A 19131-nucleotide genomic window follows, 5' to 3' on the forward strand; every position below is an offset into this window, starting at 1 on the left:
AGCCATGGGCAAACTGTCTGCAACCGAGGCATGGGAATGCAGGTCAGGGATGCGGTCTTCCTTGAGGATCTCTGCCCAAAGTTACGCGTCAGACGCTGGAGACAATCCCTGCACAAACAGACTCAACATCGTTGTATTTATTGCGGAGATCGCTCCGAATCCATTGATCATCTGCTGCCGCGCTGCCGCGGCGGGCTGAGCGTGACGGAGAACTGCGTTCCGGCCTGCCTGGCCTGCAACGGCCACAAGAGCGACGCCGACGCCTTCGATTGGTACAGGCGTCAGCGCTTTTACGACCCACGCCGCGCAATGGCGATCCGGGCCTGGATGGATGGGGACCTGCGCCTGGCCGTTCGGCTGCTGCAATGGGCCACCCCTGAGCCGGCGATGGCGCCGGCACCCCAGGCTGCAGCCCTGAGCCTGCAGGCGGCCTGAGCCACACCGCTCACCAGACCCGGCAGGCCTCCGGTCCGTGATGGCGCGCGCAGATGGCTCCGAGCTGCTCGGGCTGCTCGGGCGCCACCAAGGCGGCCATGAGCACAAGGACCACCACCAGCAGAGGGAACACCCCCAGGACGCGGGGGCGACTCCAGGGGCGGACCTGGCCGGGACGCGCCAGGCTGGAGGCGAGGAAACGGGGTGTAGAGAAGCAGGAGGCGGCCATCAACGGATCCGAGAAGTGATACAGGTGTACTCATGACTTCTCTTGCTGTCAACAGCAGCCCCTGGAGGGGGGCCTCCGGCCGGATGCTTGTGCTGGGGGGCGGCTACTGCGGCCAGCGCTTCGCCTCCGCCGTGGCCGCCACCGGGATGCCTGTGCTGATCAGCCACCGGCCCGGTGAGGATCCCCCGGCCGCGGAGGGGATCCAGTCGGTGCCCTTCGCCAGCCAGCTCAGGCCGGGAATCGACCCTGCTGCTCTGGAGGGGGTCACCCATCTGTTGATCACCATTCCCCCGGACCGCGAGGGCAAGGATCCGGTTCTGGAGAGTCTTGGGACCAGCCTGGTCGGCCTTCCCTTGCAGTGGGTGGGCTACCTCTCCACCTCCGGGGTCTATGGCGATCGGGGCGGCGCCTGGGTCCAGGAAAGCGACACCCCCGCTCCGAAACTTCCCCGCAGCCGGGCACGGCTGGCCTGCGAGCAGGCCTGGCGGGCCAGCGGTCTGCCCCTGCAGGTGTTCCGTCTGCCGGCGATCTACGGACCGGGACGCAGCCCGTTCAACGGACTGCGCGCGGGCATCAGCCGCCTGATCCACAAACCCGGGCAGGTGTTCAGCCGCATCCATGTCGCTGACATCGTCGGAGCCCTGCTGCACAACCTCGCCCTGCCCGGTGGCAGCAGGCCGGCGCTGCTCAACCTGGCGGACGACAGACCCTGCCCATCGAGTGAAACCCTGGGCTATGCCGCCCACCTGATGGACTGCAAACTGCCCGACGTGGAGCCCTATGAGCGGATCCAGGAGAGTCTGAGCCCGATGGCCCGCAGCTTCTGGGGGGAGAACCGCCGCACCAGCAACAGGCGGCTGCGCCTGGAGCTGGGGTACCGGCTGCGCTACCCCAGCTACCGGGAAGGGTTCAAAGCCTCACTGCTGGAGGAGCTGGATCTTCAGCGAGGGGCAGGCTCCCCATCCCCGGGACAGACCGGTGTCGCCAGCGGCTGAAGATCGTTGAGGGTTGGAATGCTCAGGTCACGCTTCAGCCGACACCAGTCGATCACCACCCAACCCTTCTGCAGACCCTGACCCAGGCCCAGCACCAGTCCCCCCAGAAGCAACCAGCGGATCATGACTCTCGAGGCCACTGGCCTTCACGCTAAGAAGGGACCCGGACGGGGGCCCATTGCCCTGGCCCTGGGAGATCCGGCCGGCATCGGCGCCGAGGTGACCCTCAAGGCCCTGGCAGCCCTGGAGGCACGGGGTGTGACCCCCGATGTACGGCTGGTGGGCTGTCGCCGCTGGCTGGAGCGGACCTACATGGACCTGCGCAGACGCGGGGGGGCACCGCTGGTGGATCCAGGCTCCTACCCGATCCTCGACAGACCTCTGGGGGAGTGGATCGCCCCTGGCCAGGGCACGGCCGTCAGTGGTGCCGCCAGTTTCAGCTGGCTGAATGCGGCGGTGGATCTGGTGCTCAGCGGCCAGGCCCGGGCGCTCACCACAGCGCCGATCGCCAAACATGCCTGGCATGCCGCCGGCCATCGCTACCCCGGCCAGACCGAACGACTGGCGGAACTCTGCGGGCAGACACAGGCCTCGATGCTGTTCACGGCCCGATCCCCTGGAGGCACCTGGCGGCTGAACACGCTGCTGGCCACCACCCACATCCCCCTGGCCCGGGTGCCCCAGGCGCTCAGCCCCGCCCTGGTGGAACGGCAGCTGGAGGTCCTTCTGGGGTTCTGCCGGCGGTTTCACCCCCATCCCAGCCTGGTGGTGGCAGGGCTGAATCCCCACGCGGGTGAAGCCGGCCAACTGGGCGTGGAGGAGCAGGACTGGCTGATCCCACTGCTGGAGAGCTGGAGGCGGCGCCACCCGACGGTGGCCCTGAGGGGGCCGCAACCGCCGGACACCTGCTGGCTGGAGGCAGCGGCAGCCTGGCGGGGGAAGGGACGGGGCGCCGATGGTTACCTGGCGCTCTACCACGATCAGGGCCTGATCCCGGTCAAGCTTCTGGCTTTCGATGCTGCCGTGAACACCACTCTGGGGCTGCCCTTTCTGCGCACCTCACCGGATCACGGCACCGGGTTCGACATTGCCGGAGCTGGCCTGGCCCGCTCCGACAGCATGGTGGCGGCCCTGGAAACCGCCTGGGAACTGGGTTGAGCGGAGGTCAGGAAGGTTTGACCCGCAACAGCACCTGGCCGAATTCCACCGGGGTGCCGTTCTCCACCAGGATCTCCACCAGCTCACCGCTGACCTCGGATTCCAGCTCATTCATCAGCTTCATGGCCTCGAGAATGCAGACCGGCTGACCGACGCTGATGCGGCTGCCGAGCTCCACAAAGGGGGGGTCACCGGGTGACGGTGAGCGGTAGAAGGTGCCCACCATCGGTGCGGTGATCTCCAGCAGGTCGGCCCTGAGCGCCGGCGGGGCCGGCGGTGGGGCGGAGGGGGCACTGACTGCGGCGGCGCCCTGGGCCGGCGGGGCGGGCGCCGCCGCTGCTGCCGGCAAGGGGGCAGGGACTTGCTCCGGCGGGGCCGGCGCCTGAAGGTTGCGGCGCACCTCCAGGCGGAAGTCGTCACCTTCGAGCTTCAGCTCCTGGATGTCGCTCTGTTCCAGGAAAATGAGCAGTTGCTGCAGTTGGTCGTTGTCGAGCTGCATGACGATCAGGACTCCCGGCCGAGGTAACTGTCGTTGCGCGTGTCGATCTTGATCTTCTCGCCGATGGTGATGAACAGGGGCACCATCACCTGGGCGCCTGTCTCCACGATGGCGGGCTTGGTGCCGCCGGTGGCCGTGTCACCCTTGACGCCCGGATCGGTCTGGGTGACCTCGAGCACCACAGAGTTGGGCAGCTCCACCTCAAGCGGGGAGTCGTTCCAGGACACCACGTTCACCTCCATGCCCTCCTTGAGATATTTACGCCCCTCGCCGATCTGCTTGGCGGAAAGGCGCGTCTCCTCGTAGGAGGCCATGTCCATGAAGACGTACTCCTCCCCCTCCATGTAGGTGTGTTGCAGCGTGGATTTCTCCAGCTGGGCCTGGGCAACGGTTTCGCCAGCGCGGAAGGTCTTCTCGACCACGTTGCCGCTCTGCACGGCCTTCAGCTTGGTGCGCACGAAGGCCGAGCCCTTGCCTGGCTTGACGTGCAGGAACTCGACGACCCTCCAGACCTGTCCATCGAGCTCGATGGTGGTGCCAGTTCGGAAGTCGTTGCTCGAGATCATTCCGGCGGAACGGGTGAGCGGGATTGTACGGCTGGCCGTCGAACCCCTCTGCCGGCCTGGGTCTGGTCACCGGCGAGCTGTGCCAAAGTCCGAAGTACGGCAGATCGCCCGCTGATCGGCAGGAACGCCATGGACAGGAGTTGGCTACAACCAGAATCCCCACGCATGCCTCAGCACCGACAAGCGCTGCGGCCCAGGGGATCCTGGCAGGCCCTGGGGAGCCTGCTGCTGGCGCTGGTGCTGGCCAGCGGCGTCACCCTCGTCCGGGTCGTCCCAGTAGCGGCGGCTTTGCCACCGGGGAATGCCGTCACCGATCCTGCCGCCCTGCTGCGCAATGCCCTGCCGATCGAGCAACCCGATCTTCAGAAGCTGCAGCATCGCCTTGAAGACAGCAGTGACGACCTGCGCGCCAAGCGCTGGAGCGCCCTGACCGCCAACGTGCGCAGGGCTCAGGCGCAGCTGAGCAGCCGCCGCGCCGCACTGCTGGAGGCCTTCCAGCCCGAGCAGCGGAACCAGGCCAAGGCCCTGCTCACCAGCCTGGAATCCGAGCTGCAGGCCGTGGCCGAAGCCGCCGAACAGCAGAACCGTGAGGCCTTTCTCGCCACCCGCCGCAGGGCCCTGAGCACCATCGGCGAAGCGGAAGCCCTGCTGGTGGGGCCGTTCCCCTTCGAGATACCCGAAGCGTTCGCCGACCTGCCCAGGCTGCTGGGTCGCGCCACCGTCAAGCTCACCACCACCAAGGGCGATCTGACCGCCGTGGTGGATGGGTACAACGCACCGCTGACAGCAGGTGCCTTCGTCGACCTCGTGCAGCGGGGCTTCTACGACGACCTGCCCTTCATCCGCGCCGAGGATTTCTACGTCCTTCAGACCGGCGATCCGAAAGGATCCGCCAGCGGCTACCTGGACAGCTCGGGGCAGGAACGGCATGTGCCGCTGGAAATCATGGTGCCGGGCCAGAGCCAGCCCTTCTACAACCAGACGTTCGAAGATCTCGGCCTGTTCAAGGCCACCCCTGTGCTTCCCTTCGCCACCAAGGGAACCCTGGGCTGGGCCCATTCCGACCAAGCCCTCGATGATGGCTCCTCCCAGTTCTTCCTGTTCCTGTTCGAAGCGGAGCTCACCCCGGCTGGCCTGAATCTGATCGACGGCCGCTACGCCGCCTTCGGGTACGTGGTCGACGGCTTCGATGTGCTCCAGGAGCTCACCGCCGACGACGGCATCGTCAGGGCGACGGTTGTGGAAGGGGCCGATAACCTGCGGCCCCATGCCTGAAGGCTCCAGTGGCACGCCCACACTGGCCGATCTGGGGGAACGGGAACTGATCAAACGGCTGGGGGCCTATGCCCCGACGGGACAGTTAGACGACGATGCCGCCCTGCTGGACACCCCATCGGAGCGGACGCTGGTGGTGAACACCGACGTGCTGGTGGAGGGGGTGCATTTCAGTGACGCCACCATGGCCGCCGCCGATGTGGGCTGGCGGGCGGTGGCGGCCAACCTCTCGGACCTAGCGGCGATGGGATGCCGTGAGGTGCTGGGGGTGACGGTGGCCCTGGTGGCACCGGCGGCCACTCCCTGGCCCTGGGTGGAGGGGGTGTATCAGGGACTGAGTGCCGCCCTCGCCCGCTATGGGGGCACCCTGCTCGGGGGCGATTGCAGCGGGGGCAGCCTGCGCCTGCTCTCTCTGACGGCCCTGGGACGGCTGGGGCCGGACGGGCCGATCCGGCGGCGGGATGGTCGCCCCGGCGATGCCCTGGTCTGCACGGGAGCCCACGGCCTTAGCCGCCTGGGGCTGGCGGCACTGCTCCAGGAGACCCGCACGGCCGCATCCCCTGACTGGCGCCAGGCTTCTTCATCCCTGCTGGAGCGCGCCGTGGCGGCCCACCGCAGGCCCCAGCCCCGGCTGGATGCCGTGCAGGTGCTGGCGGCATGCCGGCCCAGCGGCCTCCCCTGGCGCGTGGCAGGCACCGACAGCAGCGATGGCCTGGCGGCTGCCCTGGGATGGCTGGGCCGGGGCAGCGGGTGTGATGCCCTGCTGGAGCGGCGGGCCTTGCCCCTCGATCACGAGATGGCCGCCCTGAATGAAGGCGAATCCTGGTGCCTGAACGGCGGTGAAGATTTCGAACTGGTGCTGGCCCTCGACCCAGACTGGGCCCAGCGGCTGATCCTGGCCCTGCCGGGAGCACGACGGATCGGATCACTGACCAGGGGAGCAGGAGAGCTGCGCTGGGCTGATGGGGGATCTCCCCTGGCGGGCCCAGAAGCAGGCTTCACCCATTTTCACTGAATCGTCGCCAATCCTCCTCCCGGCGGGCCGCTGGGGCGGTGGAACCCAAGAAAAAGCCGCCCCCGAACGGGAGCGGCCGGCAAACGAACGCTCAGAACCAGGGACTCACTTCCAGTTCCTGGCCACCAGTTCGGCCAGATCGACGACCCGTTGGCTGTAGCCCCACTCGTTGTCGTACCAGGAGATGACCTTGACCATGTTGTCGCCCATCACCAGCGTGAGATCGGCATCCACGATTGTGGACTCATCGGTGCCGGCGTGATCGGAGGAAACCAGAGGCAGATCGCAATACTTGATGATTCCTTTCATGCCGTTCTCGGAAGCTTCCTTGAGCACCGCATTCACTTCTTCACGGCTGGTGCCACGACTCACCTCCATCACGAGGTCGACAACGGACACATTCGGCGTGGGCACACGCATGGCGATGCCGTTCAGTTTCCCCTTCATCGGGGGGTAGACGAGAGCCACGGCCTTGGCGGCACCGGTGGAGGTGGGAACAATGTTGATCGCAGCGGCACGGGCACGGCGCAGATCACGGTGGCTGGCATCGAGAATGCGCTGGTCACCGGTGTAGCTGTGGGTGGTGGTCATCGTGCCTTTGACGATGCCGAAAGCCTGGTCCAGCACTTTGACCAGGGGGGCCATGCAGTTGGTGGTGCAGCTGGCGTTGCTGATCACGTTGTAGTCGTCATGGCGGTACTGATCGTCGTTGACACCCACGACGAAGGTGCCGACTCCATCGCCCTTGCCAGGGGCCGTGATCAGGACCTTGCTGGCACCAGCCTTGAGATGTTTTCCGGCACCCTCGGTGTCAATGAAGACCCCGGTGGACTCGATCACCAGATCAACACCCCAGTCCTTCCAGGGAAGATTGAGTGGGTTGCGATCGGAGAAACATTTGATCGTCTTGCCGTTGACGGTGAGCGTGTCTTTGGTGTGACCCACCACGGTGTCACGAATCTTGCCCAGCATCGAGTCGTACTCGAGCAGATGGGCGTTGGTGCGCGGATCAGACGTGTCGTTGAGGCCCACCACCTCAATGCCGGTGTTCTCGCCACGGCTGAGCCAACAACGCATGAAGTTGCGACCGATCCGGCCGAATCCATTGATCGCAACGCGCAGGGTCATGGCAGGAACGGGAAACCCGTTGACAAGGGGAGTTTGGCTGCCGATCATACAGAAATGGTCTGCCGGCCCCTGGACACACCCGAGCCGCAGAGCCAAACAAGCGTTAAAGGGGGAGAGACAACGGCAGCGTCAACGCCTACCTTCGGGTCCGCATGGAGACGCTTTTGGGACCGCTGCTCGACCACCGGGCTCCCCTCCACTTCATCGGGGTCGGCGGCATCGGCATGTCGGCGCTGGCTGGAATTCTGGCCGACCGGGGTTTTCAGGTCAGTGGATCCGATCCGCGGCAGAGTCCCGTGCTTGAAGCCCTCGGGCGTCGTGGGGTGCGGGTCTTCGGCCAACAGGGGGCGGCCACCATCGCTGCCCTCGGAGCAGGTGCTGGAACACCGCCGCTGGTGGTGATCAGCACGGCGGTGCCCGCGGACAACCCGGAGCTTCTGGCGGCACGCCAGGCCGGCCTGACGATCTGCCACCGATCCGACGTGCTGGCGGCGCTGATCAACGCACAGCCCTCGATCGCCGTGGCGGGCAGCCATGGCAAGACCACCACCAGCACCTTGATCGCCACGCTGCTGGCGGCCACCGACCAGGACCCCACCGCCGTGATCGGTGGCATCGTGCCGGCGTTTCAGAGCAATGCCCGCAGCGGCCGGGGCCGTCTGCTGGTGGCCGAGGCGGATGAATCGGATGGCTCCCTGGTCAAATTCCGATCCAGCCTTGGACTGATCACCAACCTCGAGCTCGACCACACCGATCACTACCCCGATCTCGAGGCACTGGTCGAGACCCTCCAACGCTTCGCGGGAGGGTGCGGATCCCTGCTCGCCAACGCCGATTGTCCGGTGCTGCGCCAACATTTTCAGCCCGGCGCCTGGTGGTCGATCGAGCGCTGCGACGGCGTCGACTTCTCCGCCCTGGCGGTGGAGGAACACGGCGGGGGCACCCTGGCCGACTTCTACGAGAACGGAGAGCTGGTGGGGCGCTTCAGCCTGCCCCTGCCGGGACGCCACAACCTCAGCAACGCCACCGCTGCCCTGGCGGCCTGCCGGCTGGAGGGCGTACCCTTCGGCGCCCTGGCCGCGGCGATGCGGACCCTGCGCTCGCCCGGACGGCGATTCGACTTCCGGGGCGATTGGGCAGGTCGCCAGGTGGTCGACGACTATGCCCATCACCCCAGCGAGGTGGAGGCGACCCTGCACATGGCCCGGTTGATGGTGACCAGCGGCCGCAGCCCTCTGCCGAAAACTCCCAGGCGGGTGGTGGCCGTGTTCCAGCCCCACCGTTACAGCCGTACGGCCGAATTCCTGGACGCCTTCGCCGCCGCTCTGGCCCTGGCCGACTCGGTTCTGCTCGCCCCGCTCTTTGCCGCTGGGGAAGCCGCCATCCCGGGGATCGACAGCCAGGCCCTGGCCGATCGCCTGCGTCAACTCCGTCCTGGACTGCCCCTTCAGGTGAGCGCCACCCTCGACCAGCTGGCGGATCAGGTGGCGCGCCGCAGCCAACCCGGCGATCTGGTGCTGGTGATGGGAGCCGGCGATGTGAACGGTCTCTGGGGTCGCCTGCAGGCGCTGGCACAGCAGAAGCCGCCGGATGCCCCGGATGCTCCACCCGCCCCCCTGGCCGCCTGAGCCGTGCCCCTCATCCCGGCCCACCGGCCACCCCAGAGCCAGGTATCTCTGGCCGACTACACCACCTGGAAAGTGGGTGGACCGGCCGAATGGTTCGCTGAACCGGTCAGCCGCGAGGAACTGATCGCCCTGGCCCTCTGGGCGTTCTCGGAGGGCCTGCCCCTGCGCCTGATCGGTGCCGGCTCAAACCTGCTGGTGAGCGACGGCGGCCTCGACGGACTGACGCTCTGCAACCGCAGGCTGCAGGGCAGCGTCATCGAGTCGACCACGGGACTGGTGGAAGCCCAGGCAGGCGAACCCATCCCCACCCTGGCGCGCAAGGCGGCCCGGGCGGGCCTGAGCGGCCTGGAGTGGGCGGTGGGCATCCCCGGCACCGTTGGAGGGGCCGCAGTGATGAACGCGGGCGCCCAGGGGGGCTGCACAGCAGACTGGCTCCAGGAGGTCACGGTGCTCGATCCCACCGGCGGGGGTGAGCCTTTCGTGCTCCAGAGCCGCGAGCTGGAGTTCGCCTACCGCCACAGCCGCCTGCAGCGGGAGCCCCTGCTGGTGCTCTCGGCCCGGTTTGGCCTCAGTGCCGGCCACGATCCGGCCGAGATCAGCCGTCGCACCAGCGCCAACCTCTCCAGTCGCACCAGCAGTCAGCCTTACCAGCAGCCCAGTTGCGGCAGCGTCTTCCGCAATCCGGAGCCCCGCAAAGCCGGCCAGCTGATCGAGCAGCTGGGGCTCAAGGGGCTGGCGGTGGGTGGGGCGATGGTCTCGCCGATCCACGCCAACTTCATCGTCAACACCGGCAGCGCCAGCGCCCACGACATCGACCGGCTGATCCAGCTGGTCCAGCAGCGGGTCTTCGACGCCCACGGCATCGAGCTCCACCCGGAGGTGAAGCGTCTGGGTTCCTTCCCCGCCGGAAGGACCGGGTCGCGGAGCCAGAGCTTCGAAGGGGAGGCCGTAGCCTGAGCCGGCGCTCTTGATCTCCGCATGGCAGGCTTCGGACTCCCCAACTTCGGACAGCTGACCGAAGCCTTCCGCAAGGCCCAGCAGATCCAGCAGGACGCCCAGAAGCTCCAGGACGAACTGGATGCCATGGAGCTGGAGGGCAGCAGCGCAGATGGACGGGCCAGCGTCTGGCTGACCGGCAACCAGCAACCGCTGAAGGTGAGGATCGCCCCCGAGCTGCTGAACGACGGGGCTGAGGCCACCGAGGCGGCCACCCTGGAGGCCCTCAGGGCCGCCTACGACCTCTCCACGGGCACGATGAAGGAGCGGATGGAAGAACTCACCGGCGGACTGAACCTGCCAGGCCTGGGGAGCTGAAGGGGTCAGCCCGGATCAGGAGCCTCCTGACGCTGACGACGACGGGAGGGCTGTCCCGGTCCTCCCTGGGCACGAGCCGCCAGAGACGTCCCACGGCTCTGCTCCAACTCAGCCAGCCCTTGCAGGTAGTAGTCATAGCGGTCCCAGGCCGTCCCCACCCGACAGCCGGGATCGCCACGATGCCGGCAGTTGCTGAAGCGACAGGCCCCCCTCTCCAGCGCCTGGGCAATCTCCGGAAACAGCGCCGGCAGAACCGCGGGGTCGCGGGGCAGATCCGGCCGGTTGAACCCTGGGGTATCGGCGATCAAAGCCCCCGGGGCCAGGGGAAAGAGCTCCACGTGTCGGGTGGTGTGACGCCCACGCCTGAGCCGCCCTGAGACGGAGCCGACCCGCAGCGCCAGCGCCGGCACCAGGGCGTTGAGCAGGCTGCTCTTTCCCACCCCGGAAGGGCCACAGACCACGGCGATTCCAGGCTGGGCCAGGCGCTCCTTCAATGGAGCCAGGCCTTCGCCGCTGGCCGTGCTGACGGAGATCGGGTCATAGCCCCAGCCGCACAGCCGCTGCCGCCAGTGTTCGAGCAGATCGCGCGGGGCCAGGTCGGCCTTGGAGAAGACCACCTGCACAGGCTGACCGCTGTGCTCGGCCGTGAGCAGGAACCGGCTGATCTGCTCCGGATCCGGGGCGGGCTCGGCCATGGCCACAACCACCACGATCCGGTTGCAGTTGGCCACGGGTGGACGCCCCAGCAGGCTGGTGCGGGGCAGCAGGGCACCAACGGCAGCACGGCCGGCCGGCCAGTCGATGCCCTCGAGTCCCACCCGATCACCCACGTGGATCCGGGCACCCGCCTGGTCCAGCCGGGTGCGGCGGGTGCAGAGCAGCCGATTCAGGCCTCCGGGACCAGGAATCTCCAGGTTCACCTGGCAGAAGTTGGCCTGAATCGCCGTGACCAGCCCCCTGACCATCACCCTGTCGTGTTCAGCGCTGGCCTCAGCCTCAGCCCCCATGGCGACGGATCCACAAGCGGACACCCTCCTCCCCTGGAGCCTCCTGACTGCCTGCGCTGGTCGCCGGTCCACGCTCCACCCGGTGGCCCTCCTGGCTCAGCCCTTCGCCCACCATCAGCTCAGGCTCACCGGCGTCGAGATCGAGCTGCAGCCAGTCGCCCACGGCGATGGTTTCGAGCGCCAGACGGCTGCGGATGAAGTTGAGGGGACAGGGGGTGCCCCGCAGATCAAGCCGCAGGGCGGGCTCCGCGGGTGGAGGCTCCGGTGGAGGGCTGCTGGTCACAGGGCCATGGGGTTATCCGAACAGTCCGCCGAACAGTCCACTCTTGTGGGGGTGGTCCTTGGCGGAATGGTGACCCGCCAGCTGCTCCAGCAGGTCCCGTTCGTGGTTGCTGAGCTTGGTGGGCACCTGCACCTTCACGTTGAAGAGATGGTTGCCCCGGGCCACCGGATTGCCCAGCTTGGGGACACCCTTGCCCGTGAGGGTGAGGGTGGTGCCGGGTTGGGTGCCCGCCGGAATCTCCAGGTTTGCCGGCCCATCCACCGTGTCCACCTCGATCGTGTCGCCCAGGATCGCCTGCAGGTAGTTGACCGCCACGTCGGAGTGGATGTGGATCCCGTCACGGCGCAGCTTGTCGTGGGACTGAACGAACAGGTAGACGTAGAGGTCGCCGGCAGGACCGCCGCGCTGACCGGCATTGCCCTCGGCGGCCACCCGCAGACGGGTGCCTGAGTCGACCCCGGCCGGAATGGTGATCCGGAGTTTCTTGCGCACCTGCTGAACGCCCTGGCCACCACAGGCGCCGCAGGGGTCGGCGATCACCTGACCGGTCCCTTCGCAGGTGGGGCACGGGGCCACCTGGGTGAAGCTGCCGAAGGGCGTTCGCGTCGCCCGACGCACCTGACCCTGGCCGCCGCAGGTGCCGCAGGTGGTGGGTCCGCTGCCACTCTTGGCGCCGCTGCCCTTGCAGGTGTCACAGGTTTCCAGGTGCCTGATCTGCACCTCCTTCTCCTGCCCGAAAACCGCTTCGTTGAAGCTGATGCTCAGATCGAGGCGCAGGTCATCTCCCTGGCGGGGGCCACGGCGGCGGGAGGCTCCGCCGCCGCCTGCGGCTCCGCCGAAGCCACTGAAGAAGGTCTCGAACAGATCCGCGAACCCTCCCATGTCGCCCATGTCGGGGGCACCGGCGCCCGAGACGCCCGCCTCACCGAACTGGTCGTAGCGAGCCCGGGTCTGGGGATCACTGAGCACCTCGTAGGCCCGGCCGATCTCCTTGAAGCGATCCTCCGCGCCTGGATCCTTGTTGATGTCGGGGTGGTACTGCCGGGCCAGGCGTCGGTAGGCCCGCTTGAGGGTGTCCGCGTCCGCATCACGGGACACTCCCAGCAGGTCGTAGTACTCGGCCATCAGCTGGATTCCTCACCACCTTCCGTCCCGTCCTGGGAGAGGGGCGCGGCCCCCTCCGAGGCCCCGGGACCCGGTCCCATCGAGACTTTGACCAGAGCATGGCGCAGCACACGCCCATTCAGCTGATACCCGCGCTGGAGTTCCTCGATCACCAGATCCTCGGCCAGCTGGTCACTGGGCTCCCGCAGCACCGCCTCATGCAGGCTGGGATCGAAGGGTTCTCCCTCCACCCGCATCGCCGCCACCCCCAGCTGCTTGAAGGCATCGACGAGTTGTTTGTACAGGCCCTGATAGCTGCGGTGGAGGGTCTGGGCCTCCTCGCTCTGGGGATCGAGCTGCTGGCGGGCGCGGTCGAAGTTGTCGACCACGGGCAGAATCTCGCTGAGGGTGGAGCAGGCGATCTGCAGACGCAGGTCCTCCTGGTCACGGCTCTGGCGCTTGCGGAAGTTGTCGAAGTCGGCGGCCATGCGCATGTACTGGCCGCGCAGACTCTCATGTTCGCTGCGCAGCTTCTCGAGTTCGGCAGCCAGCCGTTCGGCCTGGGGCTCCGGGTCCGTCTCGCCAGTTGCCGCGGACGACCCCTGGGACCCCTGGGGGCCAGCGGAGGAGGGCTCCGGCGCGGAGGTGGTGTCGGATGCAGCCTCCACCACCTCAGTGGGCACAGGGTCTTGAAGAGGGGAGTCCGCCTGGGCTGCGGGATCCTGAGAAAAGGGAGTGGCTTCGCCGCTCATGCTGACTGAACCGCCTATCGGTCCTAAACATGTTGAAGGTCGACGGGCTCCTCCCACAAGCGGCGGAAGCCCGCACCTGATTCCTTCTGCCCCGCCCTGGCCATGACCCTCTCGGCGACACGGCCGGTCCCTGTGGCCGAGACCCTCCAGCAGAGGCGCCTGGAGGCCGAGCTCCTGAGCGGAGAGAAGCTCCTGCAGCCGGAGGATCTGCAGCTCGCCGATCCACGGGCGGCCGAATCCTGCCCGGCAATCGAGGCCCAGCGCTGGCGGGAGTGGGTGGCCCTGCCGCTGACGCGCCGCGGGGAGCGGCTGTTGATCGCTGTCCCGAGCCACTGGCCGGCGCCTCAGCGCCGGCAGCTGGAGGAAGCCGTGCGCGCCAACGGCATCACCCCGGAGCTGCGCCTGGGCCTTGAGGAGGAGATCAGCGAGGCCCTGCTCCAGAAGATGGCCGACCGTCGCCATCGTCCCAGCGAGGACTCCTCCCGACCCACCGGTCTGTCGCTGCTGGAGGGCCTCAGCCTGGAGAACCGCCTGGAGGAGGCTCCTGCCGACCAGGACCAGGAGCTGGACCTGGAAGCAAGCCTCAAGGCCTCCAACGCTTCGCCGGTGGTGAGCCTGGTGAACCGGATCCTGATCCAGGCCATGGACTCGGAATCGAGCGACATCCACGTGGAGCCGGAGGAGGACGGGCTGCGGATCCGCTTTCGCCAGGACGGCGTGCTCCACCCGGTGGAACATCTGCCCAGGACCCTGGCACCGGCGGTCACCTCCCGCTTCAAGATCATGGCCGAGCTGGACATCGCCGAGCGGCGGATGCCCCAGGACGGACGCATCCGCCGGGTCTTTCGCGGCCGCACGATCGAGCTGCGGGTGAGCACCCTGCCGGGCCGCTGGGGGGAGAAAGTGGTGCTGCGGCTGCTCGACAGTGGCAGCACCCGCCTCGGACTGGACAGGCTGATCACCGATTCAGCCTCCCTGGCGACCGTGCGCGCAATGGGCATGAGGCCCTTCGGGATGGTGCTTGTGACGGGGCCCACCGGCTCAGGGAAATCGACCACGCTCTATTCCCTGCTGGCGGAGCGGAACGAACCCGGCATCAACATCTCCACCGTTGAGGATCCGATCGAATACATGCTCAAGGGCATCACCCAGACCCAGGTGAACCGCGACAAGGGCTACGACTTCAGCACCGCCCTGCGGGCCTTCATGCGCCAGGACCCCGATGTGCTGCTGGTGGGAGAAACCCGGGATGGCGAGACGGCCAAGACCGCCATCGAAGCCGCCCTGACCGGACACCTGGTGCTGACCACGCTGCACTGCAACGACGCCCCCAGTGCCATCGCCAGGCTCAATGAGATGGGGGTGGAGCCCTTCATGGTGAGCGCCTCCCTGATCGGGATCGTCTCCCAGCGGCTGTTGCGCAAGGTGTGCGAGACGTGCCGAGTGCCCTACCACCCCGGGGAGGAGGAGCTGGGCCACTTCGGCCTGTTCGCCAGCCAGGAGCAGGCCATCACGTTCTACAAGGCCCACCGGGGCGCCAGGGCCGACGGCAGCACCTGTCCCACCTGCCAGGGTCGTGGCTACAAAGGCCGCATCGGTGTCTATGAAGTGGCACGGATCAACGACAACCTCGCCAGTGCCATCGCCAAAGGCGCCAGCACCGATGTGATCCGCAAGCTCTCGATCGAGACCGGCATGAAGACCCTGCTGACCTACGGCCTCGATCTGGTGCGCCACGGCCACACCACCCTGGCGGAAGTGGAGCGGATGCTGCTCACCGACACGGAGCTGGAAATGCAGCGACGCGCCCAGGCCCTCACCACCCTGACCTGCCAGGGCTGTGGGGCCGGCCTGAAGGATGAGTGGCTGGAGTGCCCGTACTGTCTGACAGCTCGCGGCTGAGTGTTGCGGTGGCCCGAAGCCGTCTTCAGACTTCTGATCAACCCGGCACGGTCCTGATGGAGCTGCAGATCGAGGAGTTGATGGAGGAGCTGGTCGAGCAGAAGGGCAGCGACCTCCACCTCTCGGCCGGTCAGCAACCCTACGGACGCTTCAACGGGGAGCTCAAGCCGATGCGGGAGCAGGCCCTGAGCGAGGAATCCTGCAACCGCATGATCTTCTCGATCCTCACCAACTCCCAACGCAAGCAGCTGGAACAAACCTGGGAGCTGGACTGCTCCTATGGCCTGCGGGGCCTGGCCCGGTTCCGGATCAACGTGTTCAGCCAGCGGGGCACCTACGCCGCCTCGATGCGGGCCCTCAGCAGCAAGGTGCCCACACCGCAGGAGCTGGACCTGCCACCGGTGGTGGTGGAGATCACCAAGCGGCCCTCCGGACTGGTGCTGGTGACAGGGCCGACCGGATCGGGCAAGAGCACCACCCTGGCCTCCCTGCTCGATCACATCAACCACAGCCGGGCCGAGCACATCATCACGATCGAGGACCCGATCGAGTTTGCCTACACCAATGACAAGAGCCTGATCCATCAGCGGCAACTCAACGAAGACACCAAAAGTTTCAGCAATGCCCTGCGGGCGGCCCTGCGTGAGGATCCCGATGTGATTCTCGTTGGGGAAATGCGCGACCTGGAAACCATTCAACTGGCGATCACGGCCGCTGAAACCGGACACCTGGTGTTCGCCACCCTGCACACCAGTTCCGCTGCCCAGACCGTCGATCGCATGGTGGACGTGTTCCCCGCCGGCCAGCAGTCGCAGATCCGCACCCAGCTCAGCACGAGCCTGGCGGCGATCTTCGCCCAGACGCTCTGCCTGCGGAGTTCACCATCCAGCCACAGCTATGGCCGGGTGATGGCCCAGGAGATCATGGTCAACACCCCGGCCCTGGCGAACCTGATCCGAGAGGCGAAAACCGCTCAGATCTATTCCCAGATCCAGACCGGCGGCCAGCTGGGTATGCAGACGCTGGAGAAGGCCCTCTCCGATCTGGTCCGACAGGGGGACATCTCCCTGGAGGAAGCCCGCTCGAAATCCACCAAACCGGATGAGTTGAACCGGCTGCTTGGCAACTCTCTCTGATCCGATCCACCATGCCTGCTTTTCTGGCCACGTACACCAGCACCCAGGGAGACCAGCGTGAGCTTCGGGTCGAAGCCAGCGATCTGCCCACGGCACGCCGAAACCTGCGCCGGAAGGGCATCCTGGCCCAGTCCCTGGTGCCGGCGGGCGATGGGCCCACACCGATCTTTTCCGCCACCTACGCCAACCAGCGGGGCCAGCAGAAAGTGATTCAGCTGGCCGCCCCCGATCTGGCCAGCGCCAAACGGGACCTGCGCCGACGGGGCATTGCGGCGACGGCGGTGATGCCCATCGCTTCCACCCGCTCGGTGCAGGCCAGTGGCAACAAAAACAGCGCTGGGCTGTTCAGCATGGATCTGGGATCCTTGTTCGAAGCCAGACCAAACGTTCGTGACAAGGCGCTGTTCGCCAGCAAACTCTCTGCCCTGGTGAATTCAGGCGTGCCGATCGTGCGAGGCCTCACCCTGGTGGCGAAGCAGCAGAAGAAACCGATGTTTCGGCGCGCCCTTGACGCCGTCGCCAGCGATGTGAGCCAGGGGGTGAGCCTGGGCGTGGCGATGCGCCGCTGGCCAAAGGTTTTCGATCGGATCACCATCGCCATGATCGAAGCCGGCGAACTTGGTGGGGTTCTGGATGAAACCCTGAAACGACTGGCACTGTTGCTTGAGCAGAATGCCAAGCTCCAGAATCAGATCAAGGGAGCTCTGGCCTACCCGATCATCGTACTGGTGATCGCCGTCGCCGTCTTCCTCGGCATGACGATTTTCCTGATCCCCACCTTCGCCGACATCTTTGAGCAGCTGGGCGCCGAACTGCCAGCTTTCACACAGATGATGGTGAATCTGAGTGCACTGTTGCGCTCGGTCTTCTCACTCTTTCTGATCGCCTTTCTGATTCTGGCTGGATGGTTGTTCGCTGGATTCTACAAGACGCCCGTGGGGCGCCGTCGGGTGGACGGGTTCATTTTGAAGACCCCTCTCTTTGGCGACCTGATCCAGAAAACTGAAACAGCTCAATTCTGTCGAACGTTCAGCTCACTGAGCAAAGCAGGAGTTCCGATTCTGATGAGTCTTGAGATCGTTCGAGACACCTCACGAAATTCAATTTTCGCCGATACTATCGAAGATTGCCGTGTGGAAATCCAGGATGGAATTCCCGTGAGTGTTGCCCTCTCCCGCAGAAATGTGTTTCCAGAAATGGCTCTCAGCATGCTGGCAATCGGCGAGGAAACCGGTGAGATGGATGCCATGCTCTCCAAGGTCGCCGATTTCTACGAAGACGAGGTGGAAATGGCTGTCAAATCACTGACATCTCTTCTGGAGCCTGTCATGATCGTGCTCGTCGGAATCATTGTGGGCTCCATCCTCGTGGCGATGTATCTACCGATGTTCACGGTTTTCGACAAGATCCGCTGAGCCCGGCCCTACGGGATCGCAGGTGTGGCTCTCGCGGGCGATGGCACCGCCGGCCAGCCAGCCACTGGTCCAGCAGTGCTGGAAGTTGAAGCCGCCGGTGACCCCGTCCACATCGAGGAGCTCGCCGGCGAAGTACAGGCCTGGCTGCAGGCGGCTCTCCATCGTGGCCAGGTTCACCTCCCCCAGACTGACGCCACCAGCCGTGACGAATTCCTCGCCGAAGGGACCGCGCCCGCCCACCCCATAGGCACTGCAGCGCAGGGCTTCGAGCAAGATGTCCTCCTCGCGGCGGCGCAGGTCGGCCCAGCGCTGGTCAGCGGCCACGCCATGGCGCTCCAGGAGATGGATCCAGAGCCGGCGGCTGAGCTCCGGCCAGGGGCGGGCATTGAGCATCCGGCGGCGGGCCTGCTCCGCGCGGGCCAGCCGAAAGCGCTGCCTCAGCGCATCGGCCGAGCTGCCGCCGCTCCAGTCGATGCGCAGGTCTGCGCGGTAGCCCGTGTCCTTGAGGGCACGGGCGGCAAAGGCGGTGAGCCGCAGGGTGGCCGGACCGCTCACGCCCCACCCGGTGAACAGCAGCGGTCCCCGCTCGCGAAAGCGCCCGGAGGGCAGCCTCAGCTCCAGCCCCACAGGATCCATCACCACCCCGCGCAGGGCCGCCAGGGGGTTGGCCTCCAGGGCCAGGGTGAACAGGGATGGCACCGGCGCCACCACGCCGTGGCCCAACTGGCTCGCCAGCTGGCGACCACTGGGGTGGCCGCCGGTGGCCAGCAGCAGGCGAGCGGCGCTGAGGGTGCTGGTGGCAGCGGGAGCGAGCCCCGGGGCCAGGCGCAACCGCAGGCTGAAACCACCACCCTCGCGCGCCTCCACCTGGCGCAGGGAGGCTCCTCTCCAGACGATCACCCCGGCGGCCTCGGCGGCGGCCTCCAGCACGGCCACCACGCTGCTGGAGCGGTTGCTGCGGGGAAAGAGGCGCCCATCGGGTTCCTCCACCAGCTCCAGGCCCCGGTCGGCGAACCAGGCCAGGCAGTCGCCAGGGGCGAAACGGCTGAACGGCCCGCGCAGAGCCCGAGACCCCCGGGGGTAGTGCCCCACCAGGGCCCGGGGATCCCAGCAGGCATGGGTGACGTTGCAGCGCCCGCCGCCGCTGATCAGCACCTTGCCCAGCGGCTGGGGTGTGGCCTCCAGCAGCAGCACCCCCGCCAGCCCCTGCTCCGCGGCGGTGATGGCCGCCATGTAGCCCGCTGGCCCGCCCCCGGCGACCACCAGGGACCAGTCGACAGGCAGCATGGG

At 66.9% G+C, this 19131-nt stretch carries 21 protein-coding genes; 11 read left to right on the forward strand and 10 right to left on the reverse strand.

What is annotated here, in order from left to right; all coding sequences use genetic code 11:
- Positions 1–36 precede the first annotated feature (36 nt).
- Complete coding sequence (locus FPZ61_RS06050) at positions 37–435, forward strand: HNH endonuclease (RefSeq protein WP_185464909.1); 399 nt, start codon at positions 37–39, stop codon at positions 433–435.
- 10 nt (positions 436–445) lie between these two features.
- Here the strand turns inward: FPZ61_RS06050 and FPZ61_RS06055 are convergent, their stop codons facing one another.
- A complete protein-coding gene (locus FPZ61_RS06055; protein WP_185464931.1) occupies positions 446–664 on the reverse strand; it encodes a hypothetical protein in 219 nt (72 codons plus the stop codon).
- Positions 665–696: 32 nt separating this feature from the next.
- Between FPZ61_RS06055 and FPZ61_RS06060 the strand changes: the two genes are divergently transcribed.
- Complete coding sequence (locus FPZ61_RS06060) at positions 697–1659, forward strand: SDR family NAD(P)-dependent oxidoreductase (protein ID WP_185464763.1); 963 nt, start codon at positions 697–699, stop codon at positions 1657–1659.
- Here the strand turns inward: FPZ61_RS06060 and FPZ61_RS06065 are convergent.
- Positions 1605–1784 carry a hypothetical protein gene (locus FPZ61_RS06065; protein ID WP_185474775.1) on the reverse strand — a complete coding sequence of 60 codons (180 nt, stop codon included), beginning with the start codon at positions 1782–1784 and terminating at the stop codon, positions 1605–1607. The genes FPZ61_RS06060 and FPZ61_RS06065 overlap by 55 nt on opposite strands.
- Here FPZ61_RS06065 and pdxA point away from each other — a divergent pair.
- Entirely contained in the window at positions 1783–2817 is a 1035-nt protein-coding gene (pdxA, locus tag FPZ61_RS06070; RefSeq protein ID WP_185464764.1) for a 4-hydroxythreonine-4-phosphate dehydrogenase PdxA, read from the forward strand. The genes FPZ61_RS06065 and pdxA overlap by 2 nt on opposite strands.
- A 7-nt stretch (positions 2818–2824) precedes the next feature.
- Here the strand turns inward: pdxA and accB are convergent, their stop codons facing one another.
- Positions 2825–3316, reverse strand: coding sequence for an acetyl-CoA carboxylase biotin carboxyl carrier protein (accB, locus tag FPZ61_RS06075; protein WP_185464765.1), 492 nt, complete (start codon positions 3314–3316; stop codon positions 2825–2827).
- Between the two features lie 5 nt (positions 3317–3321).
- On the reverse strand, positions 3322–3882 hold the full coding sequence (gene efp, locus FPZ61_RS06080; RefSeq protein ID WP_185464766.1) for an elongation factor P: 561 nt from the start codon (positions 3880–3882) through the stop codon (positions 3322–3324).
- Between the two features lie 165 nt (positions 3883–4047).
- Here efp and FPZ61_RS06085 point away from each other — a divergent pair, with 165 nt between their 5' ends.
- On the forward strand, positions 4048–5157 hold the full coding sequence (locus tag FPZ61_RS06085; RefSeq protein WP_185464767.1) for a peptidylprolyl isomerase: 1110 nt from the start codon (positions 4048–4050) through the stop codon (positions 5155–5157).
- A complete protein-coding gene (gene thiL, locus FPZ61_RS06090) occupies positions 5150–6172 on the forward strand; it encodes a thiamine-phosphate kinase (protein WP_185464768.1) in 1023 nt (340 codons plus the stop codon). Before FPZ61_RS06085 ends, thiL begins: the two co-directional genes overlap by 8 nt.
- A 105-nt stretch (positions 6173–6277) precedes the next feature.
- Here the strand turns inward: thiL and FPZ61_RS06095 are convergent, their stop codons facing one another.
- On the reverse strand, positions 6278–7300 hold the full coding sequence (locus FPZ61_RS06095) for a type I glyceraldehyde-3-phosphate dehydrogenase (RefSeq protein WP_185464769.1): 1023 nt from the start codon (positions 7298–7300) through the stop codon (positions 6278–6280).
- 164 nt (positions 7301–7464) lie between these two features.
- On the opposite strand from FPZ61_RS06095, the gene murC reads away from it, so the two are divergent.
- The 3 genes from murC to FPZ61_RS06110 are packed head-to-tail and all read left to right on the forward strand — an operon-like array spanning position 7465 to position 10242.
- The gene (gene murC / locus FPZ61_RS06100) at positions 7465–8928 is read left to right on the forward strand and encodes a UDP-N-acetylmuramate--L-alanine ligase (protein ID WP_185464910.1); all 1464 of its coding nucleotides are present in this window, start codon (positions 7465–7467) and stop codon (positions 8926–8928) included.
- 3 nt (positions 8929–8931) lie between these two features.
- Positions 8932–9885 (forward strand): UDP-N-acetylmuramate dehydrogenase, encoded by a 954-nt coding sequence (murB, locus tag FPZ61_RS06105; protein WP_185464770.1) that lies wholly within the window; start codon positions 8932–8934, stop codon positions 9883–9885.
- Between the two features lie 21 nt (positions 9886–9906).
- On the forward strand, positions 9907–10242 hold the full coding sequence (locus tag FPZ61_RS06110) for a YbaB/EbfC family nucleoid-associated protein (RefSeq protein ID WP_185464771.1): 336 nt from the start codon (positions 9907–9909) through the stop codon (positions 10240–10242).
- Between the two features lie 5 nt (positions 10243–10247).
- Here FPZ61_RS06110 and rsgA read toward each other — a convergent pair whose 3' ends face one another.
- From rsgA to grpE, 4 genes are read right to left on the reverse strand one after another with little or no spacing between them, the layout of a single operon-like run.
- Positions 10248–11249, reverse strand: a complete 1002-nt coding sequence (rsgA, locus tag FPZ61_RS06115) for a ribosome small subunit-dependent GTPase A (RefSeq protein WP_185464772.1) — start codon at positions 11247–11249, stop codon at positions 10248–10250.
- Positions 11239–11532 (reverse strand): sulfurtransferase TusA family protein, encoded by a 294-nt coding sequence (locus FPZ61_RS06120; RefSeq protein WP_370593341.1) that lies wholly within the window; start codon positions 11530–11532, stop codon positions 11239–11241. The genes rsgA and FPZ61_RS06120 overlap by 11 nt, the downstream gene beginning before the upstream one ends.
- 12 nt (positions 11533–11544) lie before the next feature.
- Entirely contained in the window at positions 11545–12657 is a 1113-nt protein-coding gene (dnaJ, locus tag FPZ61_RS06125; RefSeq protein WP_185464773.1) for a molecular chaperone DnaJ, read from the reverse strand.
- On the reverse strand, positions 12657–13388 hold the full coding sequence (gene grpE / locus FPZ61_RS06130; RefSeq protein WP_185464774.1) for a nucleotide exchange factor GrpE: 732 nt from the start codon (positions 13386–13388) through the stop codon (positions 12657–12659). The genes dnaJ and grpE overlap by 1 nt, the downstream gene beginning before the upstream one ends.
- A gap of 102 nt (positions 13389–13490) precedes the next feature.
- Here grpE and FPZ61_RS06135 point away from each other — a divergent pair, with 102 nt between their 5' ends.
- Genes FPZ61_RS06135 through FPZ61_RS06145 form a run of 3 tightly spaced genes read left to right on the forward strand, consistent with a single transcriptional unit; the run spans position 13491 to position 17841 of the window.
- On the forward strand, positions 13491–15290 hold the full coding sequence (locus tag FPZ61_RS06135; protein WP_185464775.1) for a GspE/PulE family protein: 1800 nt from the start codon (positions 13491–13493) through the stop codon (positions 15288–15290).
- A 56-nt stretch (positions 15291–15346) separates the two neighbouring features.
- On the forward strand, positions 15347–16426 hold the full coding sequence (locus FPZ61_RS06140; RefSeq protein ID WP_304623082.1) for a type IV pilus twitching motility protein PilT: 1080 nt from the start codon (positions 15347–15349) through the stop codon (positions 16424–16426).
- A gap of 11 nt (positions 16427–16437) precedes the next feature.
- On the forward strand, positions 16438–17841 hold the full coding sequence (locus FPZ61_RS06145; RefSeq protein ID WP_255441420.1) for a type II secretion system F family protein: 1404 nt from the start codon (positions 16438–16440) through the stop codon (positions 17839–17841).
- On the opposite strand, the gene FPZ61_RS06150 is transcribed toward FPZ61_RS06145, so the two are convergent.
- Positions 17806–19128, reverse strand: coding sequence for an NAD(P)/FAD-dependent oxidoreductase (locus tag FPZ61_RS06150; protein WP_185464776.1), 1323 nt, complete (start codon positions 19126–19128; stop codon positions 17806–17808). The genes FPZ61_RS06145 and FPZ61_RS06150 overlap by 36 nt on opposite strands.
- Positions 19129–19131 lie beyond the last annotated feature (3 nt).

Source organism: Synechococcus sp. BSA11S (assembly GCF_014224355.1).
Lineage (GTDB): Bacteria > Cyanobacteriota > Cyanobacteriia > PCC-6307 > Cyanobiaceae > Regnicoccus_A.

Coding starts and splice junctions, on each gene's coding strand:
- FPZ61_RS06055 (WP_185464931.1), bottom strand. CDS start 664: ATGGCCGCCTCCTGCTTCTCTACACCCCGTTTCCTCGCCTCCAGCCTG.
- efp (WP_185464766.1), bottom strand. CDS start 3,882: ATGATCTCGAGCAACGACTTCCGAACTGGCACCACCATCGAGCTCGAT.
- FPZ61_RS06140 (WP_304623082.1), top strand. CDS start 15,347: ATGGAGCTGCAGATCGAGGAGTTGATGGAGGAGCTGGTCGAGCAGAAG.
- pdxA (WP_185464764.1), top strand. CDS start 1,783: ATGACTCTCGAGGCCACTGGCCTTCACGCTAAGAAGGGACCCGGACGG.
- FPZ61_RS06085 (WP_185464767.1), top strand. CDS start 4,048: ATGCCTCAGCACCGACAAGCGCTGCGGCCCAGGGGATCCTGGCAGGCC.
- FPZ61_RS06145 (WP_255441420.1), top strand. CDS start 16,438: ATGCCTGCTTTTCTGGCCACGTACACCAGCACCCAGGGAGACCAGCGT.
- thiL (WP_185464768.1), top strand. CDS start 5,150: ATGCCTGAAGGCTCCAGTGGCACGCCCACACTGGCCGATCTGGGGGAA.
- FPZ61_RS06060 (WP_185464763.1), top strand. CDS start 697: ATGACTTCTCTTGCTGTCAACAGCAGCCCCTGGAGGGGGGCCTCCGGC.
- dnaJ (WP_185464773.1), bottom strand. CDS start 12,657: ATGGCCGAGTACTACGACCTGCTGGGAGTGTCCCGTGATGCGGACGCG.
- FPZ61_RS06135 (WP_185464775.1), top strand. CDS start 13,491: ATGACCCTCTCGGCGACACGGCCGGTCCCTGTGGCCGAGACCCTCCAG.
- FPZ61_RS06150 (WP_185464776.1), bottom strand. CDS start 19,128: ATGCTGCCTGTCGACTGGTCCCTGGTGGTCGCCGGGGGCGGGCCAGCG.
- grpE (WP_185464774.1), bottom strand. CDS start 13,388: ATGAGCGGCGAAGCCACTCCCTTTTCTCAGGATCCCGCAGCCCAGGCG.
- FPZ61_RS06065 (WP_185474775.1), bottom strand. CDS start 1,784: ATGATCCGCTGGTTGCTTCTGGGGGGACTGGTGCTGGGCCTGGGTCAG.
- accB (WP_185464765.1), bottom strand. CDS start 3,316: ATGCAGCTCGACAACGACCAACTGCAGCAACTGCTCATTTTCCTGGAA.
- rsgA (WP_185464772.1), bottom strand. CDS start 11,249: ATGGGGGCTGAGGCTGAGGCCAGCGCTGAACACGACAGGGTGATGGTC.
- FPZ61_RS06050 (WP_185464909.1), top strand. CDS start 37: ATGCAGGTCAGGGATGCGGTCTTCCTTGAGGATCTCTGCCCAAAGTTA.
- FPZ61_RS06110 (WP_185464771.1), top strand. CDS start 9,907: ATGGCAGGCTTCGGACTCCCCAACTTCGGACAGCTGACCGAAGCCTTC.
- FPZ61_RS06095 (WP_185464769.1), bottom strand. CDS start 7,300: ATGACCCTGCGCGTTGCGATCAATGGATTCGGCCGGATCGGTCGCAAC.